A 17132-nucleotide genomic window follows, 5' to 3' on the forward strand; every position below is an offset into this window, starting at 1 on the left:
ATAGCTATATGGTTAATTAAATATTTAGTCCCGAACCACTATTTTTAGGGGTAAGGGGTAAAACCCTTTTTAAATTCGCCAACAGTCTCTTGAAATTGCTTCTACACAAACAAAGTCCGCCTTCGCGGACTCAAGAAATTCAACCCGCTTGGAGTGGGTTTCGTCTGTGTAGAAGCGGTTTTAACCGCCGGGTTTTTCTGTGTAGAGGCGATTTCAAACGCCGTGTGTATGGACTGCGATTAGACAGATGCAATCCGACGCTCGATCGCATTATAGAACCGATCGCGCATATCATTCATGCTAACCTCAATTAACACTTGATTGTCAGCACTCACAACCCGCAAAGGTGATTCAGCACAGCAAACTAAACCAATTTTCTGCCACATTTTGGTCAAATGTTCTTCCAGGTAAGACTCCCAAATTCCTTGATTTTTCGGCGCCACTGAAACTATAATGCAGTTGCCCATTTCACCAAATAAAATTTCATCCCAGCGGCCGACATTTGCCGAATTGAAACTGAGATTGATTTCTGCACCCATTTTAGCAGAAATACAGCATTCCGCGAGGGCGATCGCAATTCCACCTTCCGCACAATCATGGGCAGAACCTACCCAACCGCTGCGAATTCCATCGCGACAAACCGATTGCACTTTTCTTTCTAACTCAAAATCTATCCTTGGCGGTTTCCCAGCGACAATCCCGTGAATTGCCGCTAAATATTCCGAACCTCCCAAAGTAGGAGAAGTTTCGATTTTTGGGCTTTCAGATGAAAGTTCTGAGTTTTGGGATGATTCCCCCATTCCCAGCACATAAATTAAATCACCTTTCTTTAGCCAAGCTTGGCCGCAAATCTTCTTCAAATCTGGAATTAACCCCACCATTCCGATTACCGGAGTCGGATAAATTGGTTGAGGATTTCCCTCAGCATCAACCGTTTCATTGTAAAGAGAAACATTGCCGCCAGTCACAGGCGTTCCCAACTCCCGACAAGCATCAGCAATCCCGCGACAAGCTGAGGCTAACTGCCAATATCCTACAGGTTTTTCGGGACTACCAAAATTGAGATTATCAGTAACAGCTAAAGGTTCAGCACCCACACAACTTAAATTTCTCGCTGCTTCCGCTACGACTGCTTTTGCACCTTCATAAGGATCGAGATAAACATAACGAGAATTGCAATCAACAGTTGCAGCCACTCCAGGAATCATCCCCAGGGGCTCTTCCTTCTTGCTAAGGGGGGGATAAACTTTTGGAGTTTCCCTACCTTGTGCCTTTGTAAATAGAGGAATTACCTCTTCTTCCTGTTTGCTTTCGGAAGCTAGAGAAACAGCATTTTCCCTCTGTAGATCCCCCTTAGCAAGGGGGTGTACTTCTAGCCCGTTAGCAAGGGAAGATTGGCAAGGTTCTAGCGGACGCAATCTGATCACCGCAGCATCCGCGCCTCCCGGTAAAACAACAGTATTGTTTTGCACTTGATGGTCATATTGGCGATAAACCCAGCGTTTAGAAGCGATGGTGGGAGTATCCAAAAGTGTCAGCAAAACCTGATTCCAAGTTTGGAAATTACCCTGAACTTCGATGCCGGCTGCGGTGCATTCCGGCAACTTATCCGCCGTCCATTCCCATGCTTTTATAGCATATTCTGGCGGTTCTGTCAACAATTGTCGGTGATAAATTGGCGTGTTATCTGCCAAAGCAGTCGCGGTAATTTCGGCCGCGATTTCGCCTTTAAAGAGAATTCGGACGATCGGCTCTGCGATGACTGTGCCCGCGACTACGGCGTGCAATCCCCAACGATGGAAAATATCGATTAATTCCTGTTCCCGTCCTTTCTCTGCCACAAACAGCATCCGTTCTTGAGATTCCGAAAGCAAGTATTCGTAGGGAACCATACCGCTTTCTCGAACCGGAACTTTATCTAAATCGAATTCAATACCGACACCACCTTTAGCTGCCATTTCTGATGTCGAGCAGGTAATTCCGGCCGCGCCCATATCTTGGGCGGCGACGACTGCACCAGTTTTGAATGCTTCTAAACAAGCTTCAATTAAGGATTTCTCTAAAAACGGATCTCCTACTTGGACTGCTGGGCGGTCATCCATTGATTTGTCGGTCAATTCTGCACTAGCAAAACTCGCTCCTCCCATGCCATCTCTGCCAGTAGTTGAACCGACATAAAGTACGGGATTTCCGATTCCCGATGCCCCGGATTTAACGATTTCTTGGGTTTCCATTAAACCCAAAGCCATGACGTTAACTAAGGGGTTTTCGGAATAAGCAGCATCGAAGTAAACTTCGCCGCCAACTGTGGGTACGCCGATGCAGTTTCCGTAGTGACTGATTCCCGATACTACGCCTTTGAATAATCTCTGGGTTTTGCTATCATCTAAGTTGCCGAAACGTAGAGAGTTTAAAAGTGCGATCGGGCGAGCACCCATTGTGAAGATATCGCGGAGAATGCCGCCGACTCCTGTTGCTGCGCCTTGGAAGGGTTCGACTGCTGAGGGGTGATTGTGGGATTCAATTTTGAAGGCGAGTTGTAAGCCGTCTCCCAAGTCTATGACTCCGGCATTTTCTCCGGGCCCGACCAGAATGCGATCGCCCTCTGTGGGAAACTGTTTTAATAGCGGCCGCGAATTTTTGTAGCAGCAGTGTTCGCTCCACATCACGCCGAACATTCCCAATTCAGCTTTGTTGGGATGGCGGCCGAGACGCTGAACGATTTCTTCGTATTCTTCGGGTTTGAGTCTTTCGGCGGCAATTTGTTCGGGAGAAAATGGGAGGTTTGACATAATAATTGCGATCGTTTTGTAGATTTTACATCCCAATTAGGGATTCTTTAAATCAGGACTTAGGTATTAAGGCAAAAGAAACCGGGGTTTTTATTTTATCTGCGGGTTATAACGAAGTATTCTCGCAAAAAACCCGGTTTCTGAGCGCCCGTGTGGCCAGGACTGTTAATGCTAATTTCTAGGAGGGGGAGTTTGCTTGTAAGATTGTTCAGATTTTAAGTTCCAGCATGGATTGAAGGTAGTACCAGTTTTGTTTGTGGTTCCGATTAGCTCCTAGCACGCGATCGATTATACAGGGAAATTGAGAACTTACCAAATATCCGATAATAATTGACATATATCTTGTTTTCTGCTAAAGCAACCGCCCCCGACAGTTAAAATGTTCTTAATTCCTCAAACCCTTGTCGAAGATTCCCTCTTCCCTCTTCCCTCTTCCTTCTTCCCTCTTCCTTCTTCCTTCTTCCCTCTTCCTTCTTCCTTCTTCCCTCTTCCTTCTTCCTTATGACTCAAAATCTCAATTTTGCCAACCAAAACTTGCGGAACCGTTCATTTAAAGGGCTTGACTTGTCTGGGGCGAACTTCAGCGGTTGCGACATTCGAGGCTGCAATTTCACCGGGGCGATTTTGAGGGGGGCAAATTTTCAGGGTGTCAGAACCGGACAAAGCCGCCGCCGGATCAAAAAATTGATTGCTAGGGCTGGGGTGACTGCGGTGACTGTGACGACGGCTGGGGCCTTGATTGGACTGATTGGCGGGGCGGATGCGGGGGCTGTGGCGGTTGCTGGGACTGCTGCGACGGCGATTGCTGCGACTCGGGGCGAGGCGGGAATTGTGGCTGGGGCTGTGGCTGGGGCTGCTGCTGCGATCGGCGCTAACGGTATTGTGACATTTTTGGGCGGGGATACTCTCAGGGGAATTGGTTTATTTTTGGTTTCTGGGGTTATTTTGGGGTTAACTGCGATCGGCTTTTTTATCGCTGTTGAAGAAATCGAAAAATTGTCGGTAACGTCGTTTAGAAAGGCTGATTTGACTGATGCTATATTCGATGCGGGGGCGGTTTTAGATGCAGATTTTTCCGATGCGCGAGGTTTGCTTTGGTAACAATCAGGACACGGCAGTGCCGTTTCCCTACATTAGACTTTTTGCATAAATCTTTGATTGATACAGCAACCGCAGATTTCAGGCAGATTAACGGAGATTAACACAGATACATTTTAAGAAAAATTGGCGAGTGAAACCGCCGTCTGCTGCATCTTTCTTGCTAAAATAGTATGGGAGTGCAAAACATTGAATTTATGACTAAGTTCCCCCACGATCAGTTTGCTAAAGAATACCTTCAAGAGTTATTGTCGCCCCTCGGAAAAGTAGAAACTAGCAAAGATGTCACCGCTGAAGTCAGAGAAATTGATGTCTGGTTTCAACCAACTTCTTTTGAGGGCGAATATCTCCAAAGTTTAGGTTTATTAGGTAAAATGGCTGCTACTGTAGCTGTGATTGAGCCGTTTCGCAATCCGGTTAATAATGAAGGAATCTTCAGTTGTGTGGTAAAATTATTAAATAGTAGGGCGAAACTGGGGCGGCAGACTAATCGAGAAGACCAGCGTTTAGAAGAAAGACTATTGCCGAGGTTGTGGATTTTAACTCCGACTGCTTCGGAACTTTTACTCGACAGTTTTGGTTTTCGGGTTCCCGAAGAGTCAGAGGGCTGGGAGAAAGGAGTTTATTTTTTAACTGAGGTTTGGAGAGTTGGGCTAGTCGCGATTCACCAGTTACCGAGAGTCCCAGAAACTATGTGGTTGCGGATGTTGGGCCGGGGGCGGGTACAGGAACAGGCGATCGCCGAACTAAGTGCATTGCCTGTCGATAATCCACTCCGAACTAACGCGCTAGAATTATTGTACATCTTGCAAGCAAATTTGCAAGCGAATACACCACCTATTCCCGCAGGGGATGATGAAGATCAGGAGTTAGTTATGGCGATCGCACCTCTTTTTCAACAACATTTAGAAGCAGCACAACAACAAGGCAGAGTAGAAGGCCGGGAAGAAGGCCGGGAAGAAGGCCGGGAAGAAGGACAGCGGATGATTTTGGAGAGTTTTTTGCAAGTTAGATTTGGGGAATTAGATCCACGAACTGTCCCATTAATTCTACCGATTTCGGGTTTGTCTGTTGCCGAGTTCACCTTGCTGCTAGTGCAATTATCTACTCTGCCTGCGGGAGAAAATGAACACCAACAAGTCCAAAATTTGTTGGCTGAAACTGTTCTGAAAAAATCTTTCCCTCAAGCTGAACAGTTATCAGAAACTTCGGCGAGTATCATCCATGATTTGCTGGCTTTATCTCCTGAAGTTTTATCATCGTTGTTGGCAGAATTACCTCAATTGTCGATTGAAGAACTGACAGCTAGATTGGCACAATTATTGACTTAAAAACAAAATAAACTGGCAGACGATGCCTGTCAATAATAGTAACAGGCATCGCCGAATTGAGTGCATTGCCTGTGGATAATCCACTCCGAATTAACGCGCTACAATTATTGTACATCTTGCAGGCAAATTTGCAAGCGAATACACCACCTATTCCCGCAGGGGATGATGAAGATCAGGAGTTAGTTATGGCGATCGCACCTCTTTTTCAACAACATTTAGAAGCAGCCAAACAACAAGGTCAGGAAGAAGGACAGCGGATGATTTTGGAGAGCTTATTGCAGGTCAGATTTGGAGAATCAGACCCGCTAACTCTCGCATTCATCCCGTTGATATCGGCTTTACCTGTTGCCGAATTTACTGTGTTGCTAGTGCAGTTATCTAATTTGCCTGCGGGACAAAATGAACGCCAACAAGTGCAAAGCTTGCTGGCACAAACAGTTCTGGAAAAATCCTTCAGTCAATCGGGACAATTAGAACAACTCCCGGTGAATCTCATCTCTAATCTGCTGGCTTTATCTCCCGAAATTCTATCATCTTTGTTGGTAGAATTACCTCAATTGTCGATTGAAGAACTGACAGAAAGATTGATACAACCATCGACTTAGAAACAAAATAAACTGACGGGCGATCGCCTGTCAATATTGGGGCGGTTTTTAACAGACACCGCCCCTAAATTTTGTATATGTCAATAGCTACGGTGATGCGTTATTGTAGTTAATAATAGACTGTGATCATTAGTCCTTGTTGTATGAAGCTGCGATCGTTCTTTTCTTTCCTGATTGCTGGTGTCTTGGCACTCCTAGGCTTGACTGCCGGTGGTTTTTACTGGCTGTCAACCAAAACTCCCCTCAATTTGCTCGCCGGCGGGCCGACAACTACTCCGGCTGCGGCTGTGTTTGTCTCGAAACAAGCGCCTTTGTTAGCTTCAATGCTGGTAAATCCCGATCGCCTCGAAGCATTGCGGCAAATCTTTGCCTCTCCCGAAGAAAGAAGCCGATCGCACGCTGAATTCGAGCAAATCAAAAAAAGCCTCCTCGCCAATACAGGCCTGGATTACAGTCGCGATATCCAACCTTGGATCGGTGACGAAATTACCCTCGCCCTCACAAATCCCGATTTCGACGATCGCGATCGCAACAACGGCCAACAAACCGGGTTTCTGCTGGCAGTTTCCTCCCAAAATGCCGATCGCAGCCAACAATTTCTCACTTCCTACTGGCAAAAAGAATCTCGTAAGGAGAAAACAGTGCAGTCGGAACTATATAAAGGCGTAAAAATATATTATAAAGAATCACCAATAGCAAAGAAAAAAACTGATCCAATTTCGCCTTTCAACCCGCTTTCTCTGCCGAATTCAACTTTGCCACCCAGCTTTGCAACTGCGGCAATCGGCGGCACTTCTGATTCTGGAAATAACAGTAGTTTTGTTTTATTTGCCAACAGTCCGAACGTGCTGCGAGATGCAATTAATAACGTTGAAACAGCCAACCTAAATCTTAAAAATACCCCCGAATATCAAAAAGCTGTGCAGCAGCTAACTCAAGGCAGAATAGCTTTAGCTTTTGTCAATTTTCCCCAGCCAGAAACCGAACAAAATTCCCAAGTTTCTCCCAATTCCCTCGCAGTTGCTGTCGGAGTCAACCGACGCGGATTGCTGGCCCAAACTGCTTTGGTAACATCGCGAGACAACACAGCCGTTCCCACACTCTCCGCACCAGTCCAAGCCTTGCAGTACATACCCTCAGCCAGTCCTTTCGCCGTCGCTAGCACCGATTTAAGGAATTTTTGGACTGATTTGTCATCGGCGGTGTCCGCCAACGCAGAAGTCTCAAAATTAGTCGATCGCACGATCGCAGATATTCAGCAAAATTGGGGCGTCAATTTGCCGCAAGATATATTTAACTGGGTACAAGGAGAATACGCTTTAGCAGTGGTTCCAAGTTCGTCAAACACTCCCGACTGGATTTTTGCTGCGGAAAAATCTGCGGATGCTCAAAAGGCGATCGACAAACTTGATGACATTGCCCGCAGCAAAGAATACAGCATCGGCAACTTTACTCTCAGAAACCAAAAAATTACCGCTTGGACGCAGTTGACAACGAGCCAGAATTATGATCAAAAAAATAAAACAAAAAGTGCGATCGAAACCGAGGCAAAAGGAGTTCGAGCCACAGTCGGTAAATACGAAATTTTCACTACTTCAGTAGAAGCAATGGATGCAGCGCTCAAAGCAGCCGAAACAGGCTCTTTAGTTGCCAATCTTGATTTTCAAACCAGCATCGAACCGCTACCGCCATCTAACGACGGCTATTTTTATTTAGACTGGCCCTCCAGCAGAGCAATTTGGGAAAAACAAATCCCGCTGTTGAGGTTAATTGAACTTTCCGCGAGACCATTTTTCGACCACTTGCGATGGCTCACCGTCACCAGTACGGGAGAAATCACAGGAATTCGCAAAGCCACCATATTTATGCGGCTGAATTAGTCATTAGTCATTAGTCATTAGTCATTAGTAACGGACGCGCCTATCACGCTAAGAAACCGGGTTTCTACGAGTTTTGGGTTGAGTGACGATAAATATTGAAAGAAACCCGGTTTCTCAGGTGCGCGTGAGTAAGAAACCGGGTTCCTACGAGTTTTGGGTTGAGTGACGATAAATATTAAAAGAAACCCGGTTTCTCAGGTTGGCGCGCGTGAGTAAGAAACCGGGTTTCTACGAGTTTTCGTAACAGAAACGATCAATATTGAAAGAAACCCGGTTTCTCAGGTCGTGAGTCCACCTTACTCCAATACCTCTCGGTTAAGGAACTTTGGTTAACAATCCTTAACGAGTTTACAAGCATTTCAGGAGATTAAATCCTACAATTTTGTGCTTAACCGAGAGGTATTGCACCTTACTCTACTTGTCAACTAATGCCCAATGCCCAATGCCCAATGCCCAATGCCCAATACCCAATGACAACTGACTAATTACTACTCAGGGTTTACTACTATTGGGTTGACTGGTGTTTTTGGTTTGCCAAAATAAGCTTGAAATACCTCTTTGGCGATCGGGGCGGCGGCAACAGCACCAAAACCGGCATTTTCCACAATCACGGCGATCGCAATTTCTGGCTTTTCAGCAGGCCCGAATGCCACATATAGCGAGTGATCCTCCTGTCCGATGACCTCCGAAGTCCCTGTTTTGCCCGCCGTCAGCGGAATCGAACCGTCATTGAGTCCCTGTCCCGTACCCTCGGAAACTACTGCGATCAATCCTTCCTTAACCACCTGAACTGTCGAAGGTTTGATCCCGATCTTTACCCGTTGAGTCTCTGGAGTGCCAGTCATAGAAGTCAAAAGATGGGGCTTGACTCGATAGCCGCCGTTAGCGATCGAACTCACCATTACCGCCTCCTCCAAAGGAGTCACCAACACCAACCCCTGACCGATCGACATCGTTACCGTATCGCCCTCATACCAAGGTTCTTTATAGATTTTCTCCTTCTCGGCCGGTGTCGGAATTTGACCGTGACTGCCCCCGCCTAGCCCCAAAAGATTCAAATTCGTATCCTTGCCAATTCCCAAGCGGTGTCCCCACTTAGAAATTTCCTCTGGCCCGGTACTCATCCCCACTTGATAAAAAAACGTATTGCTGCTGAAAGCCAAAGCATCCCGAAAGCCGATGTCGCCGTAACCGCCGCTGTGTTCATTAAAATTAATTCCGCCCACAGTAATGTAAGACGAAGTACCCAAAATTGAGTCTGGCGAAAACTTGCCTGACTCGATACCGGCGACAGAAGTCACAATTTTAAAAGTGCTGCCTGGGGGATAGCCTTGCATCGCCCGATTCAAAAATGGATCTTCCTGGTCTTGAAGAGTTGCCCAGTCATCCTTAGTGATTTTTCGCGTAAACAGATTGGGGTCAAAAGTCGGGTGGCTGGCGAGAACTAATACCGCGCCGGTTTTGACATCCAGGGCGACGACTGCTCCCCGGCGGTTCCCCAGGGCTGTTTCCGCTGCTTTTTGCATGGACAAGTCGATGGTTAGCTGCACTGCCTCGCCCGGTTTCGGGGGTGTTTCTCCCATCAGCCGCAATTCTTGATTTTGGGCATTTACCTCGATCAGCCGATCGCCCCAAACTCCCGCAATCTCCTTGTTAGAACTCGCTTCTATGCCCATCTGACCGACAATCATCCCCATCGGATATTCCGGGTGAGCTTTCAAATCTTCTGCGGTAGCTTCGCCAATATATCCCAAAACATGAGCCGCCAAACTGCCTTCGGGATAGTAGCGATTTGCTTCGGGCCGCACTTCCACTCCCCGCATTTGTCCCACCTGTTCTGCTAGCGGTACAAACACCTCTGGCGGCATCGCTTGCTTGATCCGCACGGGTCTGTAGGATAGAGGATCGACCTTTTTTAATTTCTCTAATATTTCTTTAGCCGGGATTTTCAGCAGCGGACTCAACTTGTCTGCTGTCACTTTCCACTGTTCCGGCGTTTGTTCTTTCGGCCACAAATAGACCGATCGAGCTAAATTGTTTCCCGCTAGCAGCTTGCCTTTGCGATCGACAATATGTCCGCGATTTGCCGGCATTGGCACTAGGCGAACCCGATTGTTTTCGGCCCGTTCCCGGTTTTGCTTACCTTGTACCAGTTGCAATTCCACCAGCCGACTAGCGTGCAGGCCCAGCAAACCGGTTGCCACCAGCATTAATACGATCGCCCGATGTATCGGACGCGACTGTTTCTTAGGAGTTTCCCCCAGAGTTTTGTCTGAAGAGCGAAATTCTGAGAGCGAATAAATTTGTCGTTGCATCATTCTATAGGTAGATGTCAAATCCTAGATCTTAGATTTCTGATTCTCAAGTTTGCAGTATACAGCATCAGACCGGGGCGATCGGCTTTCACTGTTAGGCGCAGCGGAACGATCGATAATAACTCATGACTAATAACTCATCACTATTGACACTCTCAGCGAAGACAGCGACTGAGATTCTTAAGATTTTGCAACCTTAATATCCTGATTGCTCAGGTTCCCAAACTCACCGCGTTTGCTCTTTGAGCGCAGTGATACCTTTTGGGCGTTTAGATGGCTAGCACCAAGTTTCGCGTCCTGGCCCGCGTACTATTGTCAAAACTCGATCTCGAATAGTTTTTGCAGCGCCAATATCAGCGTGTTCGTGATAGCCACATTCGACACACATGAACTTTTCACCATCTCTATTCGACTTGTCGATATGACCGCAATTCCTGCATTCTTGGCTAGAGTGTTTAGGATTGATTTTAATTGTGATTTTTCCTTGCTTCACAGCAAGATACTCAATCTTCAAAATCAATTCACCCCAACCTGCATCAGAGATAGAACGATTCAAACCTTTTTTTCTGGATTGTCCATTCCTAAGAAACCTCCCAGCTTTTTTGTCAGTTGTCACCTTGCATCGGCGCATCATCCTAGAGATGTTTAAATCTTCTAGGGCAATCACATCGACGTTGCGAGACACAATCTTGTTAGCAACTTTCCATTGATGCGATTGGCGTTTATTACCAATCTTTTGATGAAATCGCCCAACTCTGATAGCCGCTTTTTTGCGGTTTTTGCTACCTTTGACCTTACGGCTAACTCGCCTTTGTCTAATTTTCAGAGTCCGCTTAGCTTTTTTGTTGGTTGCAAACTTGGGATTCTCGATTTGATATCCATCAGAAAGGTGAACCAACTTAGTTATTCCTAAATCGCACCCTATTACTTTGGGATTATTACGCCTGAGTTTAGCGCTGTATTCAGGTACAGATTTATCCTCTATTCTGAGGGAAATATACCAACCATTTTGACGTTTTCTAACCGTGCAAGCCTTGATGGTAAACCCATCTGGGATTGAGCGAGAGTTCTGAAATCGCATCTGGCCCAGTTTAGGGAGATAGATTTTATTGCCCTTTAGTTTTACGCCCATCACATAAGTAAAAGACGTAAAGTTGCTACGGTTTTTGAACCTGGGAAATCCTCTCCCTTCAAAGAAATTCTTGTAAGCAGTGTCTAAGCGTTTAACATTCTGTTGTAGAACTGTTGAATCTATTTGAGCATACCAATGTCTAGCAATTTTCAATTCTGGCAATGCTGTAATTTGAATGTCCGCCGCACTTCTACGGGGATTTCTAGCCTTACCTTCTCGATCAAACTTATAGTCTTTCCAGGGATTTCCAGTTGCGCCACTTTTGCTAACGAAACAGGTTAACGGTGAAATTTCGCCATAAGTTCTAATATCGCAGTAGTCGCCTTGGACAAACTGTTGGCTGTATTGGTTAATCCTGTCATTTAGACACCAGTTGTAATGACTTCTAAGCATATTTACCCAAGCCGACATCTTTAAGACTTGCGTTTGATTGGGGCGCAATTTGTAAATATAGTTTGTTAGCAATCTCACTCACCTCCTTGTTCATATCTTAATATAGCAGGCGCCTTTTAAATATTAAGAATCAAGAAAGATTCACGGCGGTTAAAACCGCCCGTGCCGCTTACATATAATGGCTAAAGCCGATGAGTTTTCCGCTTGCCGAACTTTTTTTATAACTCATGACTGCTGACTAATCGTCCAAGCACCAAGAAATAGCCAGCACAATTAAGATCAGGCTCAGCCAATTAGGAAAGTGAAGCCAGCCGAAGATCTCTACAGGTAACATTATTAAACCCCATGTCAATAGGGCACCGATCGTCAACAGCAAAGCCAAAATTATCATAAAAAAACTCGGTAAGTGGGAAACTCAGTGGCTTTAGCCTCGGAGAGGGAAACGACACGGGTGGTTTTAACCACCGTGAATCTTTCCATCACCGCCTTGGGATTGCTTGGCTAGGTGTACTTTTGTAATGTACTCTCAATGGGAAAATTACCATTTCAAGCTTCACAATCCTGTACGCATAATGGTTGCCTTTGTTGGGCCTCCCTTACGGGGTAATGTTAGCTTGTCGGTCAATGTTATCAGGGCTTGCGCAGGGCTAGCAGCACTGTAAAGCGTGACTTTAGAACTTGTTTAACCACTAGCGACAGAGCAGGGGACTAGCTTCGCATCCACAGGGTGTCGTGACCTAAATAACGTAGTCAGTTAAAACTATAGCTGGTCAGAATAGCTTGTGAGTAATTTCTCGCGACCAAGCGAGCGTGTCTTTAGACCTGAGTTCCTGACATCGAGCATCTTGAGAGCGTATAATTTCGGATGTGAGCCGATCGCGTGTGGCAGAACTCGGAGTGGCACGATCGAGGGCGATCGCACAGGTCAGGGTTCCGATGATAGAAATCAGGAACAAAAGCCACAAGCTTTTTCACTCAATTAAACAAAAATTGTTCTTCCTCTCCAAGTTCCGATTCTTGGGACTCAGACGAGTATATTCTGAGTTGTAATTTTAAGTTGTGACACAGGAGTATTGCCATGTGGTTCCATCTGCCAGTCCATTTCAAAAACAGTGCGCTCTTAGCTGCGATCGGCGCGATCGCCGCCCTACCAGTTTTAGCAGAAACAGCCAACTTCGGCACTTTAACTTTATCGCGAGGTTTTGACTCCCCAACAGCAATGTTGAGAGGTTCCACAGGCGGATCGTACTCTCTCTCTGCCATTGCCAACACCGATCGCCACAAAAACAAATGTTTGGGCTTTGCCACTCCTACTCCAGACCACATCATAATCTTGCAGCAAAACTTTTCAAAACTCGCAATCCAAGTCAACAGCGGAGGGAAGGACACAACCTTAGTCGTACAAGGCCCCGGTAACAGCGTGCGCTGCGGAGACGATACAGGTCAGAATAAAGATGCCAGCATTGTAGATTCAGACTGGCAAGCAGGATCTTACAGGATTTGGGTCGGTACTCTCGAAGCCGGAGCCAAGTCTAACTATACAATCTCACTACAGGAATAGAACGCAGCCACGCTGTGGGATGGACACGCTAAAATATTCTACATCCTCAAATTTTTCTCCCAATCGCCCGATCGCCCGATCGACCACTAATATCATGTCCGTTCGATTAGATTGGATCGCGCGTGCGGACTTAAGTCCGCAACCGAACAAGCGGACTTAAGTCCGCGCTACGAACCGTTTATGTTGTGACAATCGACCGAACACGATCTAACTTCCGCGATCAAGTAAAATTGTAAAATTGAAAGTGGCGTGTTTAACCAAAATTGGGAACTCCGAAAGTGCTTCATACCCTTAAAGCTGACTTCAGTATAATTTTCGATCGCGACCCAGCCGCTCGCAACTGGCTGGAAGTATTGTTTTGTTACCCAGGTCTTCAGGCCCTAGTGCTGCACCGCCTCGCACACTGGCTTTATTTACTGGGACTTCCCTTCATTCCCCGCTTGATTTCCCACATTGCTCGGTTTTTGACAGGAATAGAAATTCACCCAGGTGCAACGATCGGCAAAAGCGTCTTCATCGACCACGGTATGGGGGTTGTCATCGGCGAAACAGCAATAATCGGCGATTTTGCCCTAATTTATCAAGGTGTCACCCTCGGAGGCACAGGCAAAGAAAGCGGCAAGCGTCACCCTACCGTCGGCGAAAATGTAGTTGTCGGTGCGGGGGCGAAGGTACTAGGAAACCTGCTAATTGGCAACAACGTTCGCATCGGCGCAGGTTCCGTCGTCCTGCGCGATGTACCGTCAGACTGCACGGTAGTAGGGATTCCCGGCCGCATCGTGTATCGATCTGGAGTCCGCGTCAATCCCCTAGAACACGGCAGTTTGCCGGATTCGGAAGCTGTGGTAATTCGCTCTTTGCTCGATCGCATCGAATCCCTCGAACAGCAAGTAAAAAGTTTGGTTCCTCAAGCATCTGTCTCCTTAACTTCTGTTCCCAATTCCTATTCAGCATTTCCACATTTAAACCAAACCAACAATGTAGCCCTAGCTGAAAAAACCGAAGTTGTTGCCGCCGCTTGTCAGTTAAAAGATAAAGCAATTCAAGAATTTTTCGACGGCACCGGCATCTAAAATTTGAATTGGCCAAACAGGGCATTGGGCGAAGCGAAGCGGAGGGATTGGCCAAACAGGGCATTGGGCATTGGAACTGACAACAAATAACCAATAACCAATAACTAATAACCAATAACTAATGACTACTGACTACTGACTTCTTTTTCAAGGATTGACCGATCGCACAAACCAATTTCCATCTGCATCGCGTCCGTAAAGCGATCGGTTCTGCGGTTCCCCCCGCAACTCCAAAAAATCCACCGTTTCGGGTTCCAACAACAGCAAACAAAAATTCGACAGCGGCTCGTGAGCATCTGGGGAAGCAGAATCAAAAGCACCAAAATCCGCCTTATCTTCCCCCGGTGCAGGCCAAGCAAACTGCGATCGAGCAGCCTCAGAAAGCTCCTGCCAAGCTGTGCGGCGCGCTGTAAACAACTCGGAATCTGCATCGGATTGCCGCACCAAAATAAGTTGTCCGGCAATCCGAAATTGTTCGCGAGTTTTAGGGAAATACCAGCAAATCTCCCCCCAAGGATAGAGGTCAATTTCCTCGGTCTTCTGACTGCGAATATCAGTAATAAACTTCAACTGATTAGTATCTCCTAAAAAACCTCGAAAAACCACAGTGCGGTTAGCCGGACGCCCAGTGGCGCGAACCGTTGCTAATTGCAAGTAGCGGGCAAAAGCAAGGCTGCGGTTGCGGTGCAGAGCTCGCGCCAAGGGCGATCGCCAAAGTGCTAAACACATAAAGGAAGGAAGAAGGAAGAAGGAAGAAGGAAGAAGGAAGAAGGAAGAAACAGTTATCCGTCAATTCCCTGTCATACTATTGGTAATTTTATGTCAAATACACACTCAAAACTCACAAATATTGAAACTCCCCACAGCGGCTACCACTGGGACAGTAGTTCCCGGCGCTTTTTTGAAGGCTGGTACTACCGAATAACATTACCAATTCACGGACAATCCTTTGCCTTCATGTATTCCATCGAAGACCCCAGAGGCGGTCAACCATACAGCGGCGGTGCTGCTCAGATTTACGGCCCTAAAGATAGCTATTTATGCCGCACCTTCCCCGACGTAAATAAATTTTGGGCGCACCGAGAAAGCTTGGGTTTAGGACATTGGGGCAAAACAAATTTACAAATTAAACCCGCATATTTAGAGCCGCAAATATTCGACAGCCACATCGAAGAAGGCTATCAAGCTACTGCTACCTTAAATCAAGGTTATCTGCATGATCCCGGAAGTGGCAGTCACTGTTATTGGGAGTACGAAATTAAACCAATTTACGGCTGGGGAAACTCTGCTGAACTCCAAAAATCTACGGCGGGAATGCTATCTTTTCTGCCCGTATTTGAGCCTGGATGGCAAATTTTAATGGCTCACGGTTTAGCCACAGGATGGATCGATTGGAACGGCGAACGCTACGAATTTACAGATGCTCCCGCTTACAGCGAAAAAAACTGGGGCGGTGCTTTTCCGCACAAGTGGTTTTGGATTAATTGCAATTGTTTTCAAGGCGAAAGTGATTTAGCTTTAACTGCTGGCGGCGGCAGGCGAGGCGTGCTGTGGTGGATGGAATCGGTAGCAATGATTGGCATCCATTACCGAGGCAAATTTTACGAATTTGTGCCTTGGAATTCGCAAATTAGTTGGAATATTGAACCTTGGGGAAGCTGGAAAATCCAGGCGAGAAACAGTCAGTTTGAAGTTGAGTTAATTGGGACTACAAACAGTTCTGGTACTTATGTGCGAACTCCTACAGCCGAGGGTCTGGCTTTTTGTTGCCGGGATACGACGCACGGCGAATTACGCTTGCAACTGCGAGAATTATTGGGCCCAAATGTTGAAAAAAATGGCAAGCAGCGCTCTAAAATTATCTTAGAGGCTCAAAGTTCTTTGGCCGGTTTGGAAGTTGGTGGCGGGCCCTGGGATGACGTTTGGCGATCGAATTAAATCAGCAGTCATTAGTCATTAGTCATTAGTCGGTCAACTGCCAACTGCCAACTGTCAACTGTCAACTGTCAACTGTCAACTGCCAACTGTCAACTGCCAACTGTCTTCAGACCGACTTTACTTTAAATTCAAGCCAATTTCTTCATTATTAATAGAGCCGTCGGGCATTATTGCCCCATTCAGCACCGCACCTCTGAGATTTGTTCCCGTTAAATTAGCACCTTCTAAATTAGCATTGCTGAGATTCGTAACTTGCTTGGAACCTCGGAAAAAGAAGCTGTGTAAGTCAGCATTTGTCAAATTACTGTCTGCCAAATTAGCATATTGCAAATCAGCACCGTGTAGCGTCGCATCAGTTAAATTAGCTTGAGTGAGATTGCTTCCCCAAAGTCGAGAATCCAACAAATTAGCATCTTGTAAATTAGCGCGACTCAGATTTGCCAAAGTCAGATTAGCATCCCACAATTTAGTTCGGTTTAAATTAGCTTCAGTCAAATTTGCTCGACGGAGATCCGTCCCCAAAATATCAGCATTTGCTAAATTAGCGCCACTGAGATCTGCGTCTGAAAGGTCAGCATTTTTTAAATTAGCGCCGGACAAGTTGGCGCCGGACAAATTAGCGCCGCTCAAGTTGGCTTCTTGCAGATTAGCTCCTCGCAAATCGGCAGCGCTCAAATCGCATTGCTTCCACAAAAAGCTGACGCACCAATTATCTTTTAATAGCTGACTCACATCCTCGGCATTCGCGGCCAGAACTGGAGGAGTCAAGTAGAGAGTGAACAGGACGATCGCCAATACTGCCACCGCTAAAGTTTTTAACCTCAGAACTCTTTTCATTGACACTAATTTGCGCAATAGATTCTTGATGTGTAATCAAAGCATACCAAAGAATCGGCAACTTTCATCAGCAATATTACTCAAAAATATTAGTGAAATGTCGATCGCCGTTAGCCCAGCCCCCAACTTAACTCGGCCAGTCACGGGCGAATCCTCTTACCTAGAAAACGGGTTGCT

At 46.4% G+C, this 17132-nt stretch carries 15 protein-coding genes; 8 read left to right on the forward strand and 7 right to left on the reverse strand.

Annotation, left to right across the window (positions count from 1 at the left end; translation table 11 throughout):
* Positions 1-239: 239 nt before the first annotated feature.
* Positions 240-2792, reverse strand: a complete 2553-nt coding sequence (gene purL, locus K4039_RS00195) for a phosphoribosylformylglycinamidine synthase subunit PurL (RefSeq protein WP_265233098.1) — start codon at positions 2790-2792, stop codon at positions 240-242.
* Between the two features lie 208 nt (positions 2793-3000).
* Positions 3001-3129, reverse strand: coding sequence for a hypothetical protein (locus K4039_RS00200; protein WP_265233099.1), 129 nt, complete (start codon positions 3127-3129; stop codon positions 3001-3003).
* A gap of 164 nt (positions 3130-3293) precedes the next feature.
* Between K4039_RS00200 and K4039_RS00205 the strand changes: the two genes are divergently transcribed.
* The 4 genes from K4039_RS00205 (at position 3294) to K4039_RS00220 (ending at position 7706) form a co-directional block, all read left to right on the forward strand.
* A complete protein-coding gene (locus K4039_RS00205; protein ID WP_265233100.1) occupies positions 3294-3893 on the forward strand; it encodes a pentapeptide repeat-containing protein in 600 nt (199 codons plus the stop codon).
* Positions 3894-4087: 194 nt separating this feature from the next.
* Positions 4088-5221: a flagellar assembly protein H gene (locus K4039_RS00210; RefSeq protein ID WP_265233101.1), complete on the forward strand. Its 1134-nt coding sequence runs from the start codon at positions 4088-4090 to the stop codon at positions 5219-5221.
* A 71-nt stretch (positions 5222-5292) separates the two neighbouring features.
* Positions 5293-5826 carry a hypothetical protein gene (locus tag K4039_RS00215; RefSeq protein WP_265233102.1) on the forward strand — a complete coding sequence of 178 codons (534 nt, stop codon included), beginning with the start codon at positions 5293-5295 and terminating at the stop codon, positions 5824-5826.
* 143 nt (positions 5827-5969) lie between these two features.
* Positions 5970-7706: a DUF3352 domain-containing protein gene (locus K4039_RS00220; protein ID WP_265233103.1), complete on the forward strand. Its 1737-nt coding sequence runs from the start codon at positions 5970-5972 to the stop codon at positions 7704-7706.
* Positions 7707-8194: 488 nt separating this feature from the next.
* On the opposite strand, the gene mrdA is transcribed toward K4039_RS00220, so the two are convergent.
* The 3 genes from mrdA to K4039_RS00235 all read right to left on the reverse strand — a co-directional run bounded on the left by mrdA (position 8195) and on the right by K4039_RS00235 (position 12511).
* Positions 8195-10024, reverse strand: coding sequence for a penicillin-binding protein 2 (mrdA, locus tag K4039_RS00225; RefSeq protein ID WP_265233104.1), 1830 nt, complete (start codon positions 10022-10024; stop codon positions 8195-8197).
* A 274-nt stretch (positions 10025-10298) separates the two neighbouring features.
* Positions 10299-11618, reverse strand: a complete 1320-nt coding sequence (locus K4039_RS00230; RefSeq protein ID WP_265233105.1) for a transposase — start codon at positions 11616-11618, stop codon at positions 10299-10301.
* Between the two features lie 698 nt (positions 11619-12316).
* Positions 12317-12511, reverse strand: coding sequence for a hypothetical protein (locus K4039_RS00235; protein ID WP_265233106.1), 195 nt, complete (start codon positions 12509-12511; stop codon positions 12317-12319).
* Between the two features lie 113 nt (positions 12512-12624).
* On the opposite strand from K4039_RS00235, the gene K4039_RS00240 reads away from it, so the two are divergent.
* Together K4039_RS00240 and cysE are read left to right on the forward strand one after the other, a co-directional pair.
* Positions 12625-13107, forward strand: a complete 483-nt coding sequence (locus K4039_RS00240; RefSeq protein ID WP_265233107.1) for a hypothetical protein — start codon at positions 12625-12627, stop codon at positions 13105-13107.
* A gap of 278 nt (positions 13108-13385) precedes the next feature.
* Positions 13386-14180, forward strand: coding sequence for a serine O-acetyltransferase (gene cysE / locus K4039_RS00245; protein WP_265233108.1), 795 nt, complete (start codon positions 13386-13388; stop codon positions 14178-14180).
* A 147-nt stretch (positions 14181-14327) separates the two neighbouring features.
* On the opposite strand, the gene K4039_RS00250 is transcribed toward cysE, so the two are convergent.
* Complete coding sequence (locus K4039_RS00250; RefSeq protein WP_265233109.1) at positions 14328-14909, reverse strand: Npun_F5749 family FMN-dependent PPOX-type flavoprotein; 582 nt, start codon at positions 14907-14909, stop codon at positions 14328-14330.
* Between K4039_RS00250 and K4039_RS00255 the strand changes: the two genes are divergently transcribed.
* Both K4039_RS00255 and K4039_RS00260 read left to right on the forward strand, forming a co-directional pair.
* A complete protein-coding gene (locus K4039_RS00255) occupies positions 14860-15105 on the forward strand; it encodes a hypothetical protein (protein ID WP_265233283.1) in 246 nt (81 codons plus the stop codon). The two genes, K4039_RS00250 and K4039_RS00255, sit on opposite strands and share 50 nt — an antisense overlap.
* Entirely contained in the window at positions 15000-16118 is a 1119-nt protein-coding gene (locus tag K4039_RS00260; RefSeq protein WP_265233110.1) for a tocopherol cyclase family protein, read from the forward strand. Before K4039_RS00255 ends, K4039_RS00260 begins: the two co-directional genes overlap by 106 nt.
* A 117-nt stretch (positions 16119-16235) precedes the next feature.
* Here K4039_RS00260 and K4039_RS00265 read toward each other — a convergent pair whose 3' ends face one another.
* Positions 16236-16955 carry a pentapeptide repeat-containing protein gene (locus K4039_RS00265; protein WP_265233111.1) on the reverse strand — a complete coding sequence of 240 codons (720 nt, stop codon included), beginning with the start codon at positions 16953-16955 and terminating at the stop codon, positions 16236-16238.
* Between the last annotated feature and the right edge of the window lie 177 nt (positions 16956-17132).

Origin of the sequence: Lyngbya sp. CCAP 1446/10 (assembly GCF_026130175.1) — a bacterium.
Lineage (GTDB): Bacteria > Cyanobacteriota > Cyanobacteriia > Cyanobacteriales > Microcoleaceae > Microcoleus.

Coding starts and splice junctions, on each gene's coding strand:
- purL (WP_265233098.1), bottom strand. CDS start 2,792: ATGTCAAACCTCCCATTTTCTCCCGAACAAATTGCCGCCGAAAGACTC.
- K4039_RS00240 (WP_265233107.1), top strand. CDS start 12,625: ATGTGGTTCCATCTGCCAGTCCATTTCAAAAACAGTGCGCTCTTAGCT.
- mrdA (WP_265233104.1), bottom strand. CDS start 10,024: ATGATGCAACGACAAATTTATTCGCTCTCAGAATTTCGCTCTTCAGAC.
- K4039_RS00260 (WP_265233110.1), top strand. CDS start 15,000: ATGTCAAATACACACTCAAAACTCACAAATATTGAAACTCCCCACAGC.
- K4039_RS00220 (WP_265233103.1), top strand. CDS start 5,970: ATGAAGCTGCGATCGTTCTTTTCTTTCCTGATTGCTGGTGTCTTGGCA.
- K4039_RS00210 (WP_265233101.1), top strand. CDS start 4,088: ATGACTAAGTTCCCCCACGATCAGTTTGCTAAAGAATACCTTCAAGAG.
- K4039_RS00250 (WP_265233109.1), bottom strand. CDS start 14,909: ATGTGTTTAGCACTTTGGCGATCGCCCTTGGCGCGAGCTCTGCACCGC.
- K4039_RS00200 (WP_265233099.1), bottom strand. CDS start 3,129: ATGTCAATTATTATCGGATATTTGGTAAGTTCTCAATTTCCCTGTATA.
- K4039_RS00265 (WP_265233111.1), bottom strand. CDS start 16,955: ATGAAAAGAGTTCTGAGGTTAAAAACTTTAGCGGTGGCAGTATTGGCG.
- K4039_RS00205 (WP_265233100.1), top strand. CDS start 3,294: ATGACTCAAAATCTCAATTTTGCCAACCAAAACTTGCGGAACCGTTCA.